Genomic DNA, 19,129 nt, shown 5'->3' with positions numbered 1-19,129 from the left:
ATTTACCTTGTCTTGAGGTTGAGCGCAAATCGGGCTTATTCATCAACCGGACATGGTGGAACTTCTAAACCACGACGGGCATAAAAGTCCTGAACAAATTCATCAAATGTGCCATTCTCTAATGCATCACGCATACCTTCAGTTAAACGTTGGTAATAACGTAAGTTATGAATGGTACCGAGCATAGACGCTAACATCTCTCCACATTTTTCAAGATGGAATAGATAAGCACGGGTAAAGTTCTTACAAGTGTAGCAATCGCAATGTGGATCGAGCGGACTTTGGTCATGGCGATATTTACTATTACGAATACGTACCAGACCATCAGTGACAAAATAATGACCGTTTCGCGCATTACGGGTTGGCATTACACAGTCGAACATATCGACACCGCGGCGCACCGCTTCAACGATATCTTCCGGTTTACCAACGCCCATCAAGTAACGCGGTTTATCTTGTGGCATTTTGCTTGGTAGATAATCTAAAACTTTGATCATCTCATCTTTAGGTTCACCTACAGATAAACCGCCAATCGCATACCCGTCAAAGCCAATTTCAAGAAGGCCATTTAAAGACTCATCACGTAAGTCTTCATACATACCACCTTGAATAATGCCAAATAATGCATTCTTATTTTTGAGCTCATCATGGTGATGGGTTTTACAACGTTTTGCCCAGCGTAAAGAAAGCTGCAATGATTTTTGTGCTTCTTCATGAGTTGCAGGATAAGGTGTACATTCATCAAAAATCATGACGATGTCAGAGTTCAAGACCTGCTGAATTTCCATAGAAATTTCAGGCGATAAAAACACTTTTGAACCATCAATCGGCGAGCGGAAAGTAACACCTTCCTCTTTGATTTTGCGCATTGCGCCAAGACTAAAAACCTGGAAACCGCCAGAGTCAGTCAAAATTGGCTTATTCCATTTAATAAAGTCATGCAAACCGCCGTGTTCTTTAATCACTTCAAGACCCGGACGCAAATATAAATGGAATGTATTTCCTAAAATAATTTGTGCCTGAATGTCTTCGATATCACGCGGTAGCATACCTTTGACTGTGCCGTAAGTCCCCACTGGCATAAAAACAGGTGTTTCAACAACACCATGCTCTAAAGTTAAACGACCACGACGGGCGCGCCCCGACTGACCTAATTTTTCAAACTTCATCTAAAAATCCTGAACACGAGCAGAGGCGAAGAAACAGTTCGCTGCTAAAAAGAGAGCTATTTTCCTTGATTCTGCGATGTAGTTCTACTACTAAATGTAGCTGGCTATAAAATAGATAAAATTTGAGCTAGGTTATAGACTGTTTTTTTCCTATTAAAAATTAGGTTTATAGTCAAAATTTTCATTAACAAGATTATCCTTAAAAGGACGGATAGCTTTCTTAGATAAAGTTAATGTATTGATGAGATTGTTGGGGAACACTTCAATTTGGTTATTAAATAATTCGACATTACGGTTAAAAATGGTAATCGCTGCACCCACATTTTCGTTTTGTTCCTGAATGTCATCCATCATTTTGCTATAAAGTGAGTCGGCTTTAAGCTCAGGATAATTTTCAACAACCACATTTAAGCTTCGAATCAGTTCTTTGCTCATTTTCTCGATTTGTTGGAGCTGAGAAATATCAGTGTTATTTACATTTAAATTAAGAATTTGCTGACGTAGTTCGGTGACTTTTTCTAATGTCGATTTTTCAAACTGAGTATATTGATTCAGTGTTGTCTCAAGCGCTTCCAAAGTTTTGACTTTTTGACGTTCGAAATTGGCAACCTCAGACCAAGCACGTTTGGTCGCATTAAAATAACGTACGATGGTATTACGGATGTGAACGCCCCAGACGATCAGTACAACAAAAATCCCCAGGAAAATAAATAAACCAGTCATGGTCAGTTCCTTATTGTTATTCTCTCAGTGTACTTTTTAACTTCTCATTTTTATGAGTCGACAATTAAGTAATACGAGAGATTTATTTAATTAAGTTCAACATGAATTGCTGAAATTTTTCATATTGCGGCATGGTCATGGTACGCAAGTGCCCACGTAATGCTGAAACATCATGAATTTCACTTTGCTTACTGGTGGTCTGAAAAAGATTTTGCTCACCCAGATAACACAAAATTTGTTCTTCGTGATGATAAATTAAATCACCTGTAAAGTGTTGAAAAAAATCATGTAATTTTAAAGTTAAGCTCGGGCTGACTTCTTTGGCTAACTGATGTTGATTAACCCCAAAAATATTAAGTTCTTGGTTAATCAAAATATCACTACTTTGCCATTTACTGATGTAGGGAGTAAAAAAACGAGAACGCTGATTGCTGACAGCAATACCTAGGGCAGGCATTTCAAATATAAAAGCGCCCCATAGGTCTTTATGAATTTCTTTTATAATTTTTTTATCGCTACTTTGATCTTGAATAATTGGTATTTCATTAACGTAATGATATTGAAACAGCAAGACTTGATGATCTGTTACGCCATCGTTCCATGTGACAGAAGCATATTGGGTAATTTCGTTAGATTCAGTCCCTCGGTTAAACAGTGGGAAATACTGTTTTAATTTGCTCAGAACTAAAACTGGCTGCGCATGAATGGGAAGATAGGCTGGCAATTGCTGAAATTGTAAACGATAACGCAATATCACCATGCGCTGTTCCAGATAATGAATGACTTGAGTTAAGGGTTCTTGAGATTGATAGAGTAAATACGCTAGAAACCCTGTTAAAAATGCGCCTAAAAAGCTCCAAATATATTGAATATGCGGATGAAGAAAATAGCCAAAGACCAATATTGTGATGCTGCAAATTGCGAGTAAGTAGGGGAGCACATTAAAAAAGCGAAGGTTGTGATCTTCACGCCACGGATGTAAAGCATCTAAAAGATCTTGGGCTGAATGAGATTTTTGTCCAGCATCCCAAAGTCGAGCAATATTGCGAAAAACCTGTGTATTTTTTTTACGTCTTATATGAAGAGCTTCTTGTAAGGTATCGATTGGCATGGAGGTAATGAGTTGATTATGATAGAAAAGTGCTATCTAAGATTATCTTTTAAATTGAAAGAGATAAATACTAAATACTTTTAAATTAAGAATTTGTCTTTAAAAAATTGATGCTTGAGTTTTAGCTATAAATTTCTGCAACACACAGGGTTAAATTCATGATTTTTTATTGTAAATATCTGGGCTGGGTTAAACCTTTTAATTAACCAGTGTGGTTTAACCCAACCTTAATTTTTTTAAACTTCTAATTTATCAATCAGCATTGCATCGCCATAACTAAAGAAACGATAGCGGTTTTTAACTGCATGTTCATAGGCAGCTAAAATGTTGTCTCGATTTGAAAGAGCTGACACCAACATAAGCAGGGTAGATTCTGGTAAATGGAAGTTGGTAATTAAACGGTCTACGATGCAGAACTCATAGCCCGGATAGATAAAGATTTGCGTGTCGCCAGTCCAAGCCGCAATTTTACCGCTATGGGCTTGAGCTGCACTTTCCAAAGCACGTGTTGCAGTTGTACCTATGGCAATCACTTTATTTCCGCGTGCTTTAGTCGCCAAAATCAGATCAATTGTTTCTTGAGGAACATCACACCATTCACTGTGCATGATGTGGTTGGTAATGTCATCAGTACGAACTGGCATAAATGTGCCAGCCCCAACATGTAAAGTCACAAAAGTTTTTTGAACATTTTTTTGTTCTAACTTTGCTAATAATTCTTCATCAAAATGTAAGCTTGCAGTGGGTGCGGCAACACTGGCAATTTTTTCAGGATTATGAAAAACCGTTTGATAACGTTCGGTGTCAATTTCTTCTGCTTCACGGTTAAAGTAAGGCGGAATAGGTAACTGACCATATTGCTCAAGGACAGGCAAAATTGGCTGTGAAAACTCAACCACAAATAAATTTTCGTGACGGCCACGGACAATCACAGGAATATTATCTGCACCAACAAAAAGCTCAGCACCTGCTTTAGGCGAGTTGCTCGATTTAATATGACAATATGCTGTTGTGTGGTTCAGCATGCGCTCAACCAAAATCTCGATAGCACCGCCTGTAGAACGTTTTCCTTTTAGTCGTGCTTTCATGACTTTGGTGTCATTGAGCACTAACAGATCACCTTCTTCGAACAGATCGATAATGTCTGTGAACATGTGATCGTGATATTGACCCTTTGAGTCTAAGTGCAACAACCGTGAAGCACTACGTGATTCGAGAGGGTAACGGGCAATAAGTTCATCAGGTAATTCAAAAGAAAAGTCAGACAGTTGCATATTTAGAAAAAAACACCGCAAAAATTGCGTCTAGTATAAACTTTTTCGCTTTTTTATGGCTGTGCTTCTGGCTTAAATCATGAAAAATGTTTAAGTGATCTAAAAGTGAACGATAATATTCACTTAGGGTTTGACAAGTTTTACAAACGCGCTAATATACGCAACACAAACATACTTCCTCTCCCGAGGTGGTGAAATTGGTAGACGCGGCGGACTCAAAATCCGCTGTCAGAGATGACGTGTCGGTTCGAGTCCGACCCTCGGGACCATATTCAGAATCGTAAGATTCTACGAAAACCCCTAAGCTAACGGTTTAGGGGTTTTTTGTTGGCTTAATTTTTATTGTAGAAAGTTTAGAAAAGCTTAGATACTATTATGCATCAAGACTTTATAATAACTGGGGGGCTAGTTGTGGCTAATGAAAGAATGTTGGTTGGAGTTGAATTAATTAAAGATAAAAATGAATTAACAGAACAAAAAAATAGATTTGATACTTATTTTGAAAGTATATCTAGAGATGATAATGTAAATTATCATGATCATTTATTTCTAATAATTGATTTATATAACTCAGTAATTGATTTATTTGAATTCATAAATGAAGATTTTATTATAGATAATGTTCTATATGATGAAGCAAGTTCACTACAAAACTCAATTAGAGAGTTGAAAGTAGAAGTGGATTATTTCTTTAATCAAGATTATATTAAAAAAAATATACCACGTGAGTCAACTGAAGATAGTGCTACTCTTGTAAGAATAGAACACATACTTGTTCAACTTGTAAACCATTGGAACAGCTTAAGAGAAAATGTTGCTGAAAATGATATAGTAAATGAGTTGAATATTTTTAGAAAAGAAAAAGAAAAGATTGATGAAGAGGTCAATGAACTAAAAAATGTATTTGAAGGTTGGAAAAATCGAGATATATATGAAATATTTAAAATTGATTCCGATGATTTCAAAAAAATAGCTAGAAGATATGAAATAGGTTTTTACTTCGTAATCCTTTTTTCAGCTTTATATTTTTTAGGTTTAACAATTTATATAAAAAATATTGATCTTGGCTTTATAAAAGTAAGTTTTCCAGACAAAATTCATGGAAATTTATCGCCTGAATTTTATATTCAAAAAATCTCATTTCTTGTTTTATCTACAACACTTGCTGCATTCTTTCTAAAGCGGTCATTTATGAGCAGACGTTTAGCTGATGAAGCCTTCCGAACAGCAAAAGAACTAGATGCTTTACCACGTTATATGGAAGGTATGTCCAATGAATTAAAGGATAAAATTCGCTTTGATTTGGCTTATAAATATTTTGGAAATGGTATCCATCATGAAAGTTACTCTGGGGGCGAAAACCTTATGCATGAAAATATGAAAGCGAATACCGATTTTATTAAAGCTGTAAAAGATTTAAATAAGCCCAGTAGTGGTAAAGCTGAATCAGAAGGGAAATAGTTAAAAAAAGCGGGGATATTTCATGAAAAGTTGGAAACGTTGTTACGTAGGTAGAGTTTTTAGTTCGTATTGCTGAGCTTTTGGGAGAACTTCCAAAAGGTTGTTTTGTTCGAGTTATGTGATTTAGAGATTAAAAAATGTTGTTTGATGATAAACAGTTAAAAAATTATGTGTTTTGTAATGTTGTTGCAAAATTATTAAATAATTATTATTTTGTATTAGTTATAAAGAATAAAGAAATAAATATTTTTCCTAATAGGTCAGTATCAGAGAAAAATAATCATTATATCTCTAAAGATTATTTATTTAATGAACTAAAAATGATTATTTTTAAAGTCGAAGAGTTGATTGTTTTAATTAATAGTGATGATATCAAGAATAATGTAAGTAGTTTATTTGTACTGTTTAATGAGGATATTAAAATATTAGATGTTGAAATTAATAATAAAGAAATAAGTATAGTTGAGCTGGAAATAATTATAGAAAATTTTAAAATTTTTGTTTTGAAGTTTTATAGATTTCTTGAGAATTTATTTAATGATGAGGGATTGTTGTTTAAAAAAATATCTGATGTTGGGTTTAAACGGAATGCTATTTTAATTCTTGAAAGTCTTCGTAAAATTAAAGTTTTATTTCCAATAGAATCAAGTGATAATAAGAAGAAGCTGTATGATAGAGTAGTTTTATTAGAAGATGAATTAAGGAAATTAACTAAGGATGTCGATAAAAATTCAACTCAAATTAAAGAAACAGTCGATGGGTTTGTGTTAGCACAAGAAAAATATTTCAAAAAACAATTAAATGATTTAATTGAAGGTTTAAGATCTTCGTTAAGTAGTATTCATACTACATATGAAAATGAAATAAAGGGTAAAGTTGAGATTCTGGGTAATTCAGTTAATCAAACTGACCAAGATTTTCAAAGTACCTTTAATGACTATAACCAGCTTAAAGGTTTAGTTAATATTAAAGGTGAGATGTTAATTACAGATCATTATAAGAAAAGAGCTTTCTGGGAGCGTATTACTTATTGGGTTATGACAATTGGCACATTCGCTATTATTATCTGGTCAATTTGTTTAGCCCTAAATGGATTAGATGAATATAAAGCTAAAACTAATATATCTATTTCATCAATGGTTCAGCAATATAAAGATCAACCTGTTGAGAAAATTGAAAAAATGTATTCAGTTATACAAAGTAATGCATTAACTTATCTAATATTACGTTTAATATTTTCAGTCTTGCTTTTCTCATCCATCATTTATACTAGCCGCGTTGCATACCGAGCCTATGTTCACATGCGCCATAGTGAAAATATGATGCTTAAACTCGCGACTTTACGCCCTTTCATTAATCAACTTAAAGAAGAAGATCGCAATCAAATACATAAAGATCTTGTTCCTGACTACTTTGGAAAGGATGCTGGAATGGTTGATTCTGCAAATGAGAAATTCAAAGATTTACCTGCAAATGTTAGTGCAGTTGCAATGAAAGCAATTGAACAAATCTCAGGTGGGGGAAATAACGCAAGTAAGAATGAGAGTATTACCAAAAAGGATAGTGCATAATTTTTAATTATTCAGGGTATGTAGCAACTCAATAGTAAATAGCCACGCGTTTAGGCGTGGTTTACCTATTTGTTGTAGCAAAAGTCAAAATAGGAGAGTGGCGTTTAAATATTAGAGTTCATGTACACTAGAGCTAACCCCGAAGATGTATTGAGTCAAATTCAAAACTCTTATTCAAATAATATTTTTGACCATCTTTTTACTAGTATTCTGAACTCGTATTTCCAACATCTTACAACTCTCTACCTTCAAACATTTGTTGTATTTTCCTAAAAACTACCCACTTTATGTATCTAAAAACCTTTAATTGAAACTTCACATTTCTATTTTGAAAAGAAAGTTGCTCTTTTAATGTACTGTGTTAAAGTTTGTAGTAGATCATAATGATTATAAGTACATTTCTTTTTAGAGCGGTTCCGACCAAAAACGACAAAATCTGTGAGGCGGGCAATGACATTCCAACATTTAGAACTAAACCAGATTGAGCAGTTAAGTGCTTGTAGAATATCGCTTTTGCTTGGATTAAATGCCGAGCAGAACTATATCGAGCAATTTTTCCGGTTTAGTCTTCGTCTTTTGAAGTGTAAAAAAGCCTTATTGACTTTTAATCAAGAACCTTACTTTTGGCATCGTTGCCCAGATGGTATGACCGCCATTTCGTTTAAACCTTCAAAACATTTAAAACAGTGCTTTGCTAAACAACAGGTGATTAATCACTTACATCCTTCCTATCAAAATTTAACCAACTATTTAAAAGAATTAAATATTGAGTGTAGTAGGGCGTTGGCAGTACATCTTTTACACCCTGATAAAACCTCTATGGGCTTCGCGGTTTTTTTTGATGACGATGCAGTAACATTTGAAGATGAAGACATCCAGTTATTGCTCGATTACTGCTCTACTTTTATGCAACAGGTGGAGTTGAAGTTTAATTATGAAGAGTTAAACGAACTGTATGAGCAACAAGTCGCGATTAACTCAAGTAAAACAAAATTTTTTTCAATCATTTCACATGATCTTCGAGCGCCATTTCATGGTCTGCTAGGTTTTTCAGAAGTACTCGCCAAAGAGCGTGAAACTTTAGATGAATCAAGCATTCAAAACATTGCAGACTATCTATATGACACTTCGCAATCGACCTATAACTTGCTCGAAAGTTTATTGACATGGGCAATGGCTGAGGGGGGGCGTTTTGTTTATCACCCGATTAACTTTAACCTTAGACAAGTCAGTAATATCGTTTTTGATGTTTTATATACCTTAGCTTTAAAGAAAAATATTGAATTGGTGAATGCTGTACCAGAAGATTTAAAAATCTATGCCGATATCAATATGATGACCTCGGTAATTCAAAACTTGGTGTCAAATGCGCTGAAATTTACAGATGTTGATGGTTCGGGCAAAGTCTTTATTGAAGCCAAACAAACTGGCGAAAATATTGAAATAACAGTTCGAGACACTGGTCTAGGCATGACCAAGCAACAAATGGCGAATTTGTTCCATCCACGTATTACGGCCAGCTTTAAAGGTACAGCAGGTGAAAAAGGTGCGGGTTTAGGTTTGAGCTTGTGTAAACGTTTTGTTGAGATTAATCAGGGGAAAATTAATGTCAGTTCCAAAGAGGGTGTTGGAACTACATTTAAAGTTTTATTACCTTCGGCTCAAGACAGTCATGATGCTCATATCGAATATCAATCATCATCGGAAGCAAAATTAGTCTAATCCCTTTTCCTACCACTACTCGAACTGCTATAACTAAAAAGAGAGTACGAGGAAAAGAGCTTTTTATATGAATGCGGAGCAGTTACAAAAAACATTGCGTGCTAGTCAGTATGCAGAACAAGTTTTAGGCCTGCATCAGGCTGTTTTAGAACAAGATTATCAAATAGATCAATTTACTGCACCGCTCTCGACCGAACAGATTTATCAATTTGTACAAACCACATTAGATGGAATTAGTGACGAAATATCTTGGATGCGTGGATTACGCATTTTACGAAGTCGTTTAATGTTCCGTTGGATTTGGCAAGATGCCAATCAGCTTACCGATGTTGTCACACTTACTCGTGAACTTTCTGATTTTGCCGATGCCAGCATTTGTGCGGCAAAGGCTTTTGCACATGTGGCACTCGTAGCGAAACACGGTGAACCTGTGGGTTACTCTGGCAAAGTTCAAGATTTGATTGTAGTTGCCATGGGTAAGCTCGGTGCACAAGAGCTTAATCTATCGAGTGATATTGATCTAATTTTTGCCTTTGATGAACAAGGCGAAACCAATGGTCGTAAATGCATTGATGTACAGCAGTTCTGTATTTTATGGGGACAAAAACTCATTTATTTGCTTGAGCATATTACCGCAGATGGTTTTGTGTTTCGAGTAGACATGCGCTTGCGTCCTTGGGGTGATGGCTCGGCATTGGCGATTAGTCATGCCGCTTTGGAAAAATATTTAAGTCAGCATGGTCGTGAATGGGAACGCTATGCATGGATTAAGGCACGTGTTGTAACTGGAGATAAAGAAGGGCAAGACTTGTTAGAAATGACACGTCCTTTTGTTTTCCGTCGTTATGTCGATTACACCGCTTTTGCTGCTATGCGCGATATGAAAGCGATGATTGAGCGAGAGGTTCTGCGCCGTCATATCGAGGATGATATTAAACTTGGGGCGGGTGGTATTCGCGAAATTGAGTTTATTGTTCAGGTGTTCCAACTTATTTATGGCGGGTCTAAACGTGAGTTACAAGACCGCCAATGTTTAGTCAGCCTTGAGCACATTGGCGAAGCAGGTTTATTAGAAAAACAGGCCGTTTTAGAATTAGAAGATGCCTATCTGTTTTTACGCCGTGTTGAACATGCAATTCAAGCGCTCAACGATCAGCAAACTCAACTATTGCCAGAAGAAATTGACCTAAGGCAACGCATTATAGATACCTTGGGTTTTACGAGCTGGAATGAATTTATTGATGTTCTCAATGAGAAACGCCAGAAAGTAAAAGTTCAATTTAAGCAATTGATTGAAGATACAAGTTCAAATGCAGCGACTGAAAACTTTGGGCAGTTAGAGCAGCAGTTGGATGAAGTGCTGGATGACAATGCGAAAAATCTGATTCATGAGTTCTGGCACGGTCATGCACTTAAAAAACTACCTTCAAATGCAGTTCAGCGTTTAAAAACATTCTGGCCTCATTTAATTGAAGTGATCTTACAGTCCGAACAACCTCAAACTGCACTTTTACGTTTAATGCCACTGATTGAATCAGTTATGCGTCGAACCGTGTATTTAGTCATGCTGATTGAAAGTAAAGGGGCATTACAACGCTTAGTGAAAATGGCGACCGTAAGTCCATGGATTTGTGAAGAGCTAACGCAATATCCAGTACTGCTGGATGAATTTTTATCGATGGACTTTGAATTGCCAAAACGCAAGGACTTAGAAGACTCTTTGCGTCAGCAGTTGCTTCGTATTGAAATTGATCAGGTTGAAGACCAAATGCGGGCACTTCGCCTGTTTAAAAAGAGCAATGTACTCACTGTCGCTGCAAGCGATGTGCTGGCTGAAAGCCCGCTAATGAAAGTATCCGATGCGTTAACTGATATTGCTGAAGTGAGTGTAAACGCAACCCTCCATTTAGCTTATCAGACTGTAGCAAAGCGTCATGGTTATCCATGTGATGTTGATGGGAAACGTTGCTCACTCGATTACAAAGCCTTTGCTGTCATTGGTTATGGCAAGGTAGGTGGAATTGAGCTGGGTTATGGCTCCGATTTAGATCTTGTCTTTATTCATTATCTAGATGAACAAGCCGATACAGATGGAACGAAGTCAATTACTGGCTTTGAGTTTGCGATGCGTGTTGCTCAAAAGTTTATGTCACTCATGACCACTCAAACGCTTGATGGCCGTGTCTATGAAATTGATACGCGATTAAGACCGTCAGGTGAAGCAGGTTTGTTGGTGACAAGTCTTAAGGCCTATGAACACTATCAGTTGAAAAGTGCATGGCTTTGGGAGCATCAGGCATTAGTTCGAGCACGTTCTATTGCTGGCGATGAGGCGCTTTGCCAGAAATTTGAAATATTTCGCCGTGAGATATTGACTCAATCTAGAGATGAGGCTTATGTTCGTGAAGAAGTGTTGAAAATGCGTCAGAAAATGAAAGACCACCTAGGTTCATCTTCTGAACAAAAAAAACATGGTATTTTTCATTTAAAACAGGATGCAGGTGGTATCGTCGATATCGAATTTATGGCACAGTATGCTGTACTTGCATGGAGCGGGACGAACCCTGATCTCGCCCATTATTCTGATAATGTAAGAATTTTAGAAGATGCTGCTAAAGCAGACTGCTTATCCAGTGAAGATGCCACAGCATTAATTCGAGCCTATCTTAGTGAACGTGCCGAAAGCCACCGTTTAGCCCTTGCAAATCAATCCATGCAAGTAAGCGCAGCGGACTGGCGTAGTACCCGTGCGGTCGTTTGCAATTTATGGCAAAGATTAATAGACCCAACCGCCTCGGTTGAGTTGGATAGTGAATGATTTTATAACAATTTGGAGTGTTCCATGAATTTGGCTGATCGTGATGGTTTTATTTGGCAAGATGGACAATTAATTGATTGGCGTGATGCAAAGATTCACGTTTTAACACATACTTTACACTACAGTATGGGCGTATTTGAGGGTGTTCGTGCTTATGAAACACCTAAAGGTACTGCCATTTTCCGTCTGCAAGACCACACAAAACGTTTGTTAAATTCAGCAAAAATTTATCAAATGAAAGTACCGTATGACCAAGCAACGCTTGAACAAGCACAAATTGATGTTGTACGTGAAAATAAATTAGCTTCTTGCTATTTACGTCCCCTCATCTGGATCGGTTCAGAAAAACTTGGTATTGCAGCAACAAATAACACTATTCATGCCGCAGTTGCAGCATGGGCATGGGGTGCATACCTTGGTGATGAAGCAATGGCGAATGGTATTCGCGTTAAAACTTCATCGTTTACTCACCATCATCCAAACGTGACGATGTGTAAAGCAAAAGCTTCTGGTAACTACACGTTGTCAATTCTTGCTCACCAAGAAGTTGCACATTCTGGTTACGATGAAGCTATGTTAATGGACCCACAAGGCTATGTATGCCAAGGTTCTGGTGAAAACGTATTCTTGATTAAAGATGGCGTTTTACATACTCCAGATATCGCAGGTGGTGCGCTTGATGGTATTACACGTCAAACAGTAATGACAATTGCGAGAGATCTTGGTTATCAAGTTGTTGAGCGTCGTATTACACGTGATGAATTCTACATTGCAGACGAAGCATTCTTCACTGGTACTGCTGCGGAAGTAACGCCAATTCGTGAATACGATGACCGTCCAATTGGTGCAGGTGGCCGTGGCCCAATTACTACTGAAATTCAAAAGACTTACTTTGATGCAGTTCAAGGTAGAAATCCGAAATATGAACACTGGTTAACTTACGTAAAATAAGTTAATCCGTTAACATAAAAAGGCGAACTTTGGTTTCGCCTTTTTATTTTTGGCTTATGGAGCTTTTATGCATATTGTCTATGTCTCTGATGGTAAGGCAGGACATCGCTCACAAGCATTAGGCTTGTTTCAGGCGATGCAAAGACAACAGGCAGATACAACTTTTGAAGAGATCCTCATTTCTGATTTACCTATTATTTCTTTAATTCAGGTACTTTTCTCTTCAAAAAACTCCTTATTTCAACAAGCTCCCGATTTTATATTTGGAGTGGGAAGTCACACTCATTTTCGGGTCTGGTTACTCGGTAAAATTTTTAGAAAAGCTAAAACTATTATTTTGATGAAGCCCAACTTACCTGTGGTTTGTTTTGATTATGCTGTTATTCCAGAACATGATGGTATCCATGCCGATAGCCATGTGATTGTCACGCGTGGTGCACTCAATCCAATTCGTAATGAAAATCGCCATCAAACAGCCAGAGTGTTAATAGCATTAGGTGGTTCATCAAAACGACATCAATGGAACCAAGATAAAGTATTAAGCAGTGTTCAAAAAATTGTTGAGAATAATCCAGACGTTGAAATTATTCTGACGACTTCACGCCGAACGCCAGCAGGATTTATCGATATTTTAAGACAACAAAGCTTTGCCACACATTTGCAAATATTTCCGGTTGAGCAAACACCTCAAGGCTGGATTTTTGAAGAAATGCAAAAAGCAGAAGCTGTTTGGGTGACAGAAGATAGCGTATCTATGATTTTTGAGGCACTTACTGCGGGTTGTCGAGTAGGGGTAATGGAGATGGACCGTTTGAAAGACGACCGCATTACCCACTCAGTTGATCAAATGTTAGAATCAAAATTAATTTCACAGCAGACTTGTGTTGTACAGTTACCACAACCTTATGCTTTTAAAGAAGCAGACCGTGTGGCAACATACCTTTTAGCGAAAAATTAAATTTTTTATTTTGAGTAAATAAATGAAAATATTGCATATTGCGAATTTTGGCTTTAATAAACAAGGCGCCCATTTTTACTGCACAGACCGTAAAATTTCTGCCGGATTAATTGAAAATGGCCATTTCGTTTATGACTTTAGTTTTCGTGACATGGCTCGCATGGGAACCATTTTTAAAACAAAAAAACTGGGTGCCAATTGGGCCAATAAAGAAGTACTAAAGGTCGTTAATAATATTGAACCTGATCTGGTACTCATCGGACATAGTGATTTAATGAGTCCAGATGTTCTCAGACAGATTAAAGAATCTTATCCAAATACTAAAATTGCATTTTGGTATGTTGACCCGCTTTATCTCGAAAGCAAACTCGATTTCGTAAAAGCATTTTCGCCTTACCTAGATGCTATTTTCTGCACAACAGGTGGCGAATATCTACAAAAATTAAAGCAGCCTCATTTAAGCGTCGCCTATTTGCCAAATGTTGGTCATCGTAATGTAGAAACGCTACAACAATTTTCAAACGCTAACACAGACAAGACTTTTATTTTCTGTGGCGTGGTTTATAAAGAACCTGAGCGTGAGAAGTTCTTAAAAGATTTGGCAGATGCATTGAAACAAGGCCATGTGAACTATCAATATTATGGTTGCTTTGAACAGCCGGGTGTTTACGGTAAAGGTTATTATAAAGTTCTGTCTGAGACAAAAATGGGACTCAATTACTCACGCCGTAATGATGTAACCTTGTATAGTTCTGACCGTATTGTACAACTGACCGGTAATGGTTTACTCACCTTTAGCCCAAGAATTCCTGGCTTTGAAAAACTCTACACTGAGCAGGAAGTAGTTTACTTTGATGATCAGTTCGATTTGGCCAAAAAGATACAATTCTTTGATCAGAATCCAGAGCAAGCTAAAGAAATAGCGAAAGAGGGATGGGAGAAAACACGCAAATCTTTCAATGCTAAGCGCATCACCCAATTTATGGTTGAAGTGACATTTAAGCAGCCCCTTTCAGAAAATTATGAATGGTCACATGAGGTGTATGCATGATGTGGTTTTTGTACGTTGCGGTAGGCCTGCTAGCACTTGCTGCACTATTATATGTGCTGGGTAATTATACATTTTGGCTTCCGTTTCGTTCGAGCAAACTACCACGTATTGTCATGCTGCATCAGGTGACACCTAAAGATGCGGCCTCTGGCATGAATATGCCTCCTGAAAAGTTTGAACAACTCTTACAGTTGTTGACGAGTAAAGGAGCTACTTTTTGCTTTGTCTCTGAGCTTGAACAATATCGTGGTCAAAAGAACGTTGTTGCTTTAAGTTTTGATGATGGATTTATGGATAATTATCTTTATGCCTATCCATTACTCAAAAAATATAATGCAAAGGCAACCATTTATTTGGCTACGCAAATTGAAGGAATCGAAAAGCTAACTCATGAGCAAATCCATGAAATGGCAAGTTCTGGCTTCATAGAGTTTGGTGCGCATACACAACATCATGTGAACTTACTTAAGCTTGATGATCAAACCGCTTATGACGAGATGCTTCAGTCTAAACGTGATGTTGAAGCTTTGGTTGGGAAATGCCCTAGCTTTGCTTATCCATTTGGCCGATTTAACGAAAAGCATCAGAAAATGGCGCAAGAGATTGGCTTTAAAAACGCAGTATCGACTCGTAAAAAAATCGAAGCTTACGAAGCAATTAATCAATTTAATATTCCACGTGTCAGCACGCATGGTGCTATGAATGCTTTACAGATGCGTATCGCCCTTGCTAAAGGACGTTATAAGTTATGAATAAAATTCCATGTAGTGTCTATATTGTCACTTTAAATTGTGGCGCTTGGTTAAAGCGAACTTTGCAAAGTGTCAGTGAGTTTGATGAAGTTATTATTTTAGACTCAGGCAGTACTGACAACACCTATGAAATTGCACAGCGCTTTGAAAATACGCAAATTTCTCACCAAGATTGGCAAGGTTATGCTGGGCAAAAAAGTTTGGCTTTAGCAAAATGCCGAAATGATTGGGTACTCAATTTAGATGGTGATGAAGTCTTATCTAACGAGTTAAAACAAGAAATTGTTGAAACGATTCAACAGAATAAGCTTGATGCATTAATCACACCCATTAATGATGTGTTCTTAGGTGTTCCCAACAGCAAACATACTAAAAAGCATGCAAAGGTGCGTTTTTTTCGCAAGTCTAAAGGGCATTACGACCTTGCCAATAAAGTCCATGAAAATGTGATTGTGGATGGTGAATCTCAGCGCGCTCAACATGATATTTATCATTATGGCGAGTCGAGCATTTTCGTTAAAGTCGAAAAAAATAACCAATATTCCAATTTAAAAGCATTAGAGAAATTCCAAAAAGGAAAGTCTCCAAGCGTTGCAAAATTGGTTTTGGTGATGCCAGTGACTTTTATGAAGTCTTATTTTATTCGTCGTAGTTTCTTAAATGGTTGGCGTGGTTTCGTAAATAGTATGATTAACGCGTTTTATGCATTTCTAAAAGAAGCCAAATTATTTGAACAGACTATGAATAAAGATAAAAATAAGTAGGCAAGCTATGAAAATTGTTCAGGTATTGGCAACGAGTGGTGGAATTGGTGGCTTAGAGCAGCACACTTTTAACCTTGTTAATGAGCTTGCTTTGAACCATGAAGTGCACGTGATTACACATCCTTGCTACGTAGACAAGTTTAGCCAACAAGTACATTTTCATGCGGTTGATTTTGCACGTAGCCGTTGGAATATTTTTTTACTCTGGCAACTTAAAAATCTTATCCAGCAAATTCAACCGGCTATTGTTCATGCACAAGCAGGAAAGGCGGCTGAGCTGATTGCCCGTATTAAGCCATTTTTATCTGGCCCTAAATTTGTAACGACGGTACACGGTACTAAAAAGAATAAATCTGCCTATTTAGCCGGTGATGCGGTTATTGCTGTGAGCCAAGCACTCACACAAGGGATTCCAGAGTCGAAAGCACATGTGGTTTATAATGGAGTGTATCCTCAACCTGCTCTTACAGCTGAAAATAAAGAAAAATTACTTCAATCGATTCAAAAAGATTTTGCTGAGCTAGACCCTAGCAAAAAAGTTGTCATGTGTATTGGACGTCTAGAACCAGTAAAAAATATCAGTTTATTGATTGAGTCGTTGCAACATATCGATGCCAATTTATGGATTGTAGGCGATGGTTCACTTAGAGCAAGTTTAGAGAAACAAGTCAGTGAATTAAACATGCAAAATCGGGTCGCTTTTCTTGGATTTAGAACTGATGCTCGAGATTTGGTTCAGTTGGCAGATGTTGTAGTTTTATCTTCTGACCGTGAAGGTTTTCCGCTCGTAATGGTAGAAGCTTTACAGGCCGATAAAGCTATGGCTTCAACTAAAGTGAATGGTGTGATCGAGTGGCTGCCAGAACAATATCTAGCAGAAATTGGAGATGCAGAAGGCCTAGCAAGCGCAATTCAAGCTGCACTTAAGCTAGATGCACAAAATGACTTTAGCCCTCTGTATGAAAAAGCCAAAGCTGAACTAACTGTCCCAGCCATGGCTGAGCAGACGCTTAATATTTATAAGCAGCTGTTAAAAACTTAATTATTTTTTGGCGTAAGGCGGATAGCATCAAGTACCACGAAGTTATCTTCGACATTAATGGTATGGCAACCGTCATCTGCCTGATTCCAGTCTGGTAAAACCACTTCTAGTAATTTTTCTTCATAGGCTGTTGGGCTAAGCTGAGTAATCGCTTTTAATTCGATATTGCCGCCATAACGTTTTAAAGAATCTTGGCTTGGTCGAACCAGTTGTCCTTTATAAATAAAAGGTTTGCCTGCCATACGAAACTGCTGACTGCCTCGGCACACTGGATTCATTGGGTGCTCTTGCCATTGAGGATTCAAAATATCTTCGGTAAAGAAAAGATCTAAACGGTCACCAAACTTCTTACAATCACGACGCGTTGAAGTAAAAAGATACCATAAGCCTTCATGATAAAAAGGTGTACTGTCGACTGCTTCGATATTCTCGATTAGATTCGAATGCTTTTCCCATTTCACTGGAAACTCAGTACATTTCCAAAGCTCAATGGTTTTATTAGCAGAAGTCTCAGGAATCATGTACCAAGTGTCTTCTACTTTAAATACACAAGGATAAGAAAGGTGATAGTCGAGTTTTAAGATTGTCTCAGGTGGGGTGTAGGTTCCGTCTTTAAAAACTTCCAAGACAGAAAGAAAGCCTACTGGATGCTCGTCATCAACTTCTTCAAAAAAAATGAAATGACGATCATTTTCATGAGCATAAAAGCTATCTGCAAATGTAAATTTCTTAGGGGAGTGAATCTCAAAGAGAGAATCTAATTGCTCAAGTATTGTAAAGGGTTGTTCTAGCCAACCGAAACGCATATACCAATGAGAGTCAAAAGATTTTGCTTTTTTTGCTTGTTGGTATTTGTACCATTTTTTTTGAATTGAACGAATCATGACAATACAAGAAAATAAAAAAGATATATTAACTCTATTTTACATTAGATATGATACTCGCTGTTTAAAAGGGGAATAGCTTAATGAAGATTTATGTTGTAACTATCGAAGATGAAAAATCACCTCGTTTAAGTAAGTTCCTCGGCCAAAATTTTTTCAAGACGAGTAAGGTTGACTACACAAAAGTAGGCGTTAAAGGGGTAGATTTATCCGTAAAACAATATTTTGAAATGGCCGTAAAAGGTCGTTCCCAACCTTTAACACCGAGTGAGCTAGGCTGTACCTTATCTCATTTAAAAGCTTTAGAGCTTTTTCTTGAATCGGAAGATGAATATGCATTGATTTTTGAAGATGATGCAATATTGCCTGATGATTTAACGATTGATAAGTTAAAACAAGAATTAGAAAAAGTATCCTTACCATCGAATTTGCTATTTAGTCTAGGCGGTATTCAAATGAAGGAATGCCTAAAAACAAGAGGTGAATTTAAAGACTACAATTTTTTAAATAAAAAAGTATTAGAAGTGGTTCCAGATTTTTTCCATCGCGCTTGCTATGCTTTTGCGTACGTTGTTGATAGAAAAATGGCTGAAACATTACTTAAATATCATCATAAAATAAGAAAAGCAGATGATTGGAGTTATTTATTTGATTTTGATTCAACTGTTCATATCTTAATGTCATTTATTGTCGATCATCCAGTAATTGAAATTGGAGAAAAAGATCCAATATTAAGCCGATTAGAAAGTGAAAGAGCAAAATCTGAAGATTTAGAAAAAAGTAAATATGGGCATGGTTTAAGAAAAAATTTGGCTAAATTATCATATAAGCGATACTTTTAAATTTTTTAATTATATTTTTAAGTTTAGAGACATTTT

General features: G+C 36.9%; 16 protein-coding genes and 1 tRNA gene. 12 read left to right on the top strand and 5 right to left on the bottom strand.

What is annotated here, in order from left to right:
• Positions 1 to 35: 35 nt before the first annotated feature.
• The 4 genes from tgt to queA form a co-directional block, all read right to left on the bottom strand.
• On the bottom strand, positions 36 to 1,169 hold the full coding sequence (gene tgt / locus AC07M3_RS13450; protein ID WP_017390148.1) for a tRNA guanosine(34) transglycosylase Tgt: 1,134 nt from the start codon (positions 1,167 to 1,169) through the stop codon (positions 36 to 38).
• A 153-nt stretch (positions 1,170 to 1,322) separates the two neighbouring features.
• The gene (locus AC07M3_RS13445) at positions 1,323 to 1,892 is read right to left on the bottom strand and encodes a LemA family protein (protein ID WP_479293233.1); all 570 of its coding nucleotides are present in this window, start codon (positions 1,890 to 1,892) and stop codon (positions 1,323 to 1,325) included.
• A gap of 82 nt (positions 1,893 to 1,974) precedes the next feature.
• Positions 1,975 to 3,003 (bottom strand): hypothetical protein, encoded by a 1,029-nt coding sequence (locus tag AC07M3_RS13440; protein WP_494567532.1) that lies wholly within the window; start codon positions 3,001 to 3,003, stop codon positions 1,975 to 1,977.
• Positions 3,004 to 3,239: 236 nt separating this feature from the next.
• Positions 3,240 to 4,277, bottom strand: a complete 1,038-nt coding sequence (gene queA / locus AC07M3_RS13435; RefSeq protein WP_494567531.1) for a tRNA preQ1(34) S-adenosylmethionine ribosyltransferase-isomerase QueA — start codon at positions 4,275 to 4,277, stop codon at positions 3,240 to 3,242.
• Between the two features lie 182 nt (positions 4,278 to 4,459).
• Between queA and AC07M3_RS13430 the strand changes: the two genes are divergently transcribed.
• The 11 genes from AC07M3_RS13430 (at position 4,460) to AC07M3_RS13380 (ending at position 17,367) form a co-directional block, all read left to right on the top strand.
• Positions 4,460 to 4,546 (top strand) — tRNA-Leu (locus AC07M3_RS13430).
• A gap of 106 nt (positions 4,547 to 4,652) precedes the next feature.
• A complete protein-coding gene (locus AC07M3_RS13425) occupies positions 4,653 to 5,738 on the top strand; it encodes a hypothetical protein (protein WP_494567530.1) in 1,086 nt (361 codons plus the stop codon).
• Between the two features lie 137 nt (positions 5,739 to 5,875).
• Complete coding sequence (locus AC07M3_RS13420; protein ID WP_494567529.1) at positions 5,876 to 7,309, top strand: hypothetical protein; 1,434 nt, start codon at positions 5,876 to 5,878, stop codon at positions 7,307 to 7,309.
• Between the two features lie 450 nt (positions 7,310 to 7,759).
• Positions 7,760 to 9,031, top strand: a complete 1,272-nt coding sequence (locus tag AC07M3_RS13415; protein ID WP_494567528.1) for a sensor histidine kinase — start codon at positions 7,760 to 7,762, stop codon at positions 9,029 to 9,031.
• Positions 9,032 to 9,098: 67 nt separating this feature from the next.
• Positions 9,099 to 11,849 (top strand): bifunctional [glutamate--ammonia ligase]-adenylyl-L-tyrosine phosphorylase/[glutamate--ammonia-ligase] adenylyltransferase, encoded by a 2,751-nt coding sequence (glnE, locus tag AC07M3_RS13410; RefSeq protein ID WP_494567527.1) that lies wholly within the window; start codon positions 9,099 to 9,101, stop codon positions 11,847 to 11,849.
• Between the two features lie 24 nt (positions 11,850 to 11,873).
• Positions 11,874 to 12,800: a branched-chain amino acid transaminase gene (locus tag AC07M3_RS13405; RefSeq protein WP_017392416.1), complete on the top strand. Its 927-nt coding sequence runs from the start codon at positions 11,874 to 11,876 to the stop codon at positions 12,798 to 12,800.
• Positions 12,801 to 12,867: 67 nt separating this feature from the next.
• Positions 12,868 to 13,758 (top strand): mitochondrial fission ELM1 family protein, encoded by an 891-nt coding sequence (locus AC07M3_RS13400; protein ID WP_494567526.1) that lies wholly within the window; start codon positions 12,868 to 12,870, stop codon positions 13,756 to 13,758.
• A 22-nt stretch (positions 13,759 to 13,780) separates the two neighbouring features.
• A complete protein-coding gene (locus AC07M3_RS13395) occupies positions 13,781 to 14,809 on the top strand; it encodes a glycosyltransferase family protein (protein WP_494567525.1) in 1,029 nt (342 codons plus the stop codon).
• Entirely contained in the window at positions 14,806 to 15,561 is a 756-nt protein-coding gene (locus AC07M3_RS13390) for a polysaccharide deacetylase family protein (RefSeq protein WP_494567524.1), read from the top strand. The genes AC07M3_RS13395 and AC07M3_RS13390 overlap by 4 nt, the downstream gene beginning before the upstream one ends.
• The gene (locus AC07M3_RS13385; RefSeq protein WP_494567523.1) at positions 15,558 to 16,325 is read left to right on the top strand and encodes a glycosyltransferase family 2 protein; all 768 of its coding nucleotides are present in this window, start codon (positions 15,558 to 15,560) and stop codon (positions 16,323 to 16,325) included. Before AC07M3_RS13390 ends, AC07M3_RS13385 begins: the two co-directional genes overlap by 4 nt.
• Before the next feature lie 7 nt (positions 16,326 to 16,332).
• Positions 16,333 to 17,367 (top strand): glycosyltransferase, encoded by a 1,035-nt coding sequence (locus AC07M3_RS13380; RefSeq protein WP_494567522.1) that lies wholly within the window; start codon positions 16,333 to 16,335, stop codon positions 17,365 to 17,367.
• Here AC07M3_RS13380 and ghy read toward each other — a convergent pair.
• Positions 17,364 to 18,251 carry a glycosyl hydrolase Ghy gene (gene ghy / locus AC07M3_RS13375; protein WP_494567521.1) on the bottom strand — a complete coding sequence of 296 codons (888 nt, stop codon included), beginning with the start codon at positions 18,249 to 18,251 and terminating at the stop codon, positions 17,364 to 17,366. The two genes, AC07M3_RS13380 and ghy, sit on opposite strands and share 4 nt — an antisense overlap.
• Before the next feature lie 83 nt (positions 18,252 to 18,334).
• Here ghy and AC07M3_RS13370 point away from each other — a divergent pair, with 83 nt between their 5' ends.
• Positions 18,335 to 19,093 (top strand): glycosyltransferase family 25 protein, encoded by a 759-nt coding sequence (locus AC07M3_RS13370; RefSeq protein WP_494567520.1) that lies wholly within the window; start codon positions 18,335 to 18,337, stop codon positions 19,091 to 19,093.
• Positions 19,094 to 19,129: the final 36 nt, after the last annotated feature.

It is taken from the genome of Acinetobacter sp. GW821-FHT09D10, from assembly GCF_059416285.1.
This window is presented reverse-complemented; position numbering and strand designations above follow the sequence as displayed.

Coding starts and splice junctions, on each gene's coding strand:
- tgt (WP_017390148.1), bottom strand. CDS start 1,169: ATGAAGTTTGAAAAATTAGGTCAGTCGGGGCGCGCCCGTCGTGGTCGT.
- AC07M3_RS13445 (WP_479293233.1), bottom strand. CDS start 1,892: ATGACTGGTTTATTTATTTTCCTGGGGATTTTTGTTGTACTGATCGTC.
- AC07M3_RS13440 (WP_494567532.1), bottom strand. CDS start 3,003: ATGCCAATCGATACCTTACAAGAAGCTCTTCATATAAGACGTAAAAAA.
- queA (WP_494567531.1), bottom strand. CDS start 4,277: ATGCAACTGTCTGACTTTTCTTTTGAATTACCTGATGAACTTATTGCC.
- AC07M3_RS13425 (WP_494567530.1), top strand. CDS start 4,653: ATGCATCAAGACTTTATAATAACTGGGGGGCTAGTTGTGGCTAATGAA.
- AC07M3_RS13420 (WP_494567529.1), top strand. CDS start 5,876: ATGTTGTTTGATGATAAACAGTTAAAAAATTATGTGTTTTGTAATGTT.
- AC07M3_RS13415 (WP_494567528.1), top strand. CDS start 7,760: ATGACATTCCAACATTTAGAACTAAACCAGATTGAGCAGTTAAGTGCT.
- glnE (WP_494567527.1), top strand. CDS start 9,099: ATGAATGCGGAGCAGTTACAAAAAACATTGCGTGCTAGTCAGTATGCA.
- AC07M3_RS13405 (WP_017392416.1), top strand. CDS start 11,874: ATGAATTTGGCTGATCGTGATGGTTTTATTTGGCAAGATGGACAATTA.
- AC07M3_RS13400 (WP_494567526.1), top strand. CDS start 12,868: ATGCATATTGTCTATGTCTCTGATGGTAAGGCAGGACATCGCTCACAA.
- AC07M3_RS13395 (WP_494567525.1), top strand. CDS start 13,781: ATGAAAATATTGCATATTGCGAATTTTGGCTTTAATAAACAAGGCGCC.
- AC07M3_RS13390 (WP_494567524.1), top strand. CDS start 14,806: ATGATGTGGTTTTTGTACGTTGCGGTAGGCCTGCTAGCACTTGCTGCA.
- AC07M3_RS13385 (WP_494567523.1), top strand. CDS start 15,558: ATGAATAAAATTCCATGTAGTGTCTATATTGTCACTTTAAATTGTGGC.
- AC07M3_RS13380 (WP_494567522.1), top strand. CDS start 16,333: ATGAAAATTGTTCAGGTATTGGCAACGAGTGGTGGAATTGGTGGCTTA.
- ghy (WP_494567521.1), bottom strand. CDS start 18,251: ATGATTCGTTCAATTCAAAAAAAATGGTACAAATACCAACAAGCAAAA.
- AC07M3_RS13370 (WP_494567520.1), top strand. CDS start 18,335: ATGAAGATTTATGTTGTAACTATCGAAGATGAAAAATCACCTCGTTTA.